General features: G+C 64.9%; 3 protein-coding genes. 2 read left to right on the top strand and 1 reads right to left on the bottom strand.

Annotated elements, in window-relative coordinates; genetic code table 11:
- A partial coding sequence (locus B3446_RS23450; RefSeq protein WP_291385788.1) for a RidA family protein occupies window positions 1-451 on the top strand: 451 nt, incomplete at its 5' end.
- A 90-nt stretch (window positions 452-541) separates the two neighbouring features.
- Here the strand turns inward: B3446_RS23450 and B3446_RS23455 are convergent.
- Entirely contained in the window at window positions 542-1093 is a 552-nt protein-coding gene (locus B3446_RS23455) for a Dps family protein (protein WP_191579180.1), read from the bottom strand.
- 158 nt (window positions 1094-1251) lie between these two features.
- Here B3446_RS23455 and B3446_RS23460 point away from each other — a divergent pair, with 158 nt between their 5' ends.
- A complete protein-coding gene (locus tag B3446_RS23460; protein ID WP_291385790.1) occupies window positions 1252-2430 on the top strand; it encodes an MFS transporter in 1179 nt (392 codons plus the stop codon).
- Window positions 2431-2603: the final 173 nt, after the last annotated feature.

The following is a 2603-nucleotide window of genomic DNA, read 5'->3' on the forward strand; positions in this document are numbered from 1 at the left end:
CGGCTGGCGCCTGCCCGCGGCGCCCGTTCCGCGCGGCGCCTATGCGCCCTACCACCTGGCGGCCCTGACCGGCGCAACACTGGTCTGCATCAGCGGCCAGGCCAGCCGGCAGCACGGCACACCGATCGTGGGGATATGCCGGCCGGGCGCCGATCTGGACGCCGCCCGCTCCGCATGTGCACACGCGGCGCTGAGTGCGCTGAGCGCCCTGCGCGAAGCCTGCGGAGGCAATTTGGACCGCGTGCGCGCCGTGCTGCAATTGCGCGGCTATCTGCGCAGCGAGGCGGAATTCGAAGACCACAGTGCGGTGCTGGACGGTGCATCAGAAGTGCTGGAAGCGGCATTCCCGCATATGCCGCGTCCGGCACGCAGTGCGGTGGGAGTGACGAGCCTGCCCGGCCGCAGTTGGGCGGAAATCGAAATCAGCGCGCTGCTGGACGACCGCGGCTGACCCCGGCGAGCCAACCCGCCCGCGCTGTCGGGCGGGCGGCACTGATACGACGATAACGGTACGGCTGCCCCGCCGCTTCGGCGGCCAGACTCAATGCCCCGTCGAGTCACCCTGACGACTGGCTTCGAACAGGAACCACGTGCGCCGCTCGGTCTCGTCGATCCAGTTTTCAATCAGGCTGGAACTGGCGATATCGCGGTGCTCGTCGGTGACGTTATGCGCTTCGCGCAGCGCGGCCGCCAGCACCTTGTTGTCTTCGCGCAGTTCGGCCAGCATGTCCAGCGGCTGCACGTAGTCGGCGTCGTTGTCGGCAATGCGCTGCGACCGCGAAATATGTCCGATGGACCGCAGCGTGGTGCCGCCAATTTTGCGGATGCGTTCGGCGAGGGGGTCGGTCATGGCGAACAGCTGATCGCCCTGCTCGTCCAGCAGCAGGTGGTAATCGCGAAAGTGCGGGCCGCTGATGTGCCAATGAAAATTCTTGGTCTTCAGATACAGCGCGAACACGTCGGCCAGTATCTGGTTCAGCGCGGCGGAGATGTCGCGGGTGGCCTCAGCGGCGAGGTCGGTGGGCGTCGCCAGCGGCGCCTTGCGGCGGTCCTTCAGCGCCTTGGTGGTCTTCTCATTCAGTTTCTTGGCCATGAATCGCAGCTCCTGGTTAGAAATCGGAAAACACGTTCGCGGCGCACTTGCAGCCGGCCGCGAGGCACAGCGTAAATCTCCGGCTGCGCTTTGCCAATGGCCGGCACAGCGAAGGAGTATGCTACGCCGCTTCGCATCTCCCAGCTTCCCTCACCACCATGCGCGGCAATCCCGACGCCAGGCAAGGCGCCATCGCGTTGCACGGGTTCTATTTCCTGTACTACGGCTTGCAGGGCGTAAGCATCCCGTTCCTGCCCTTGTGGTTCGCGAGCCGGGGACTGGACCCGGCGCTGATCGGGCTGATCGTCGCCACGTCGTTCCTGCCGAAAATCGTGTCGACGCCGATCGTGGCGCACGTGGCGGACCAGACGGGCCGCGCTCATGCCCTGATCGCATCGGCGCTGGCGGCATCGCTGGCGCTTTTCCTGTGCTACCCGTTCAGCCAGAGTTCAGTTTGGCTACTGGCGATCACGTTGCTGCTGAACGCGGTGTTTCCCGCCGTCCTGCCGCTGATGGACCGGATGGCCATTGCAAGCGGGCGGGGACAAGGCAATTCGTATACCGTGATGCGCGCGTGCGGGTCGCTGGGATTTGCGACGGTGACGGTGGCAGGCGGCTATCTGATCAAGACGTTCGACACGGACTGGGTGATGTGGCTCTCGATCCTGCTGATCGTCGCGTGCCTGGCCTGCGTGCGCCTGCTGCCGCGGGCGGCACGGCCGGCGGCGGTTGACGTCCCCGTCGATCGCGTACGTCTGCCGATGCGAGAGGTCCTGCGCGACCGCCCTTTGTTGATGTGCATCGCGGCCGCGTCGCTGGTGCAGGCGAGCAACGGCTTTCTGTATTCGTACTCCACGCTGCATTGGACCTCGAACGGGTTGTCGACGGCGATGATCTCGCTGCTGTGGGTGGTGGGGGTGGCCAGCGAGGTTCTTTTCTTTTTTCTAGCGCCACGCATTTTGGCTCGCACAGGTGCGCAGTGGCTGATTCTGATATCGGCCGTCATGACCGCGATCCGCTGGACTGGACTGTCCGCCACCACGGATCCTGCGACTATCGCGGGCCTGCAACTGCTGCAATGCTTCACCCTGGCGGGAAACAACGCCGCGATCATGTGGTACATCACTCGCCGCGTACCGGCGGCATGCAAAACGTCCGCCATCGCCCTCTACGCCATGCTTTCAGGCGGCGTCTTCATGTTCGCCAGCATCCAGCTGGGCGGCGCTCTGTACCGGGCCTATGCACCTGGCGGGTTCCTGGTCATGGCGATATGCGCGGGCGGCGCAGTGCCGCTGGTGATTTATTCGGAGAAGCTGCGGAAGCGGGGTATCGAGTGACGGCAGTATCTTTTTCGAGATTTTTATATCTACGCATGTGATTTTCTGGTTTGCGGGTTGGGATTGGACGGGTGCGGATTGCTAGCCGAAGTCGGCGTTCTTGGGACGCCCGGCGCGGCGTGGGCCTGGGGTGGGCGGGGCTCCGATTGCGGTCCGGAGCCTTCGCTCCGGAC

Source organism: Achromobacter sp. UBA5777 (genome assembly GCF_002418565.1).
In the GTDB taxonomy this organism is placed as follows: domain Bacteria; phylum Pseudomonadota; class Gammaproteobacteria; order Burkholderiales; family Burkholderiaceae_B; genus Achromobacter; species Achromobacter animicus.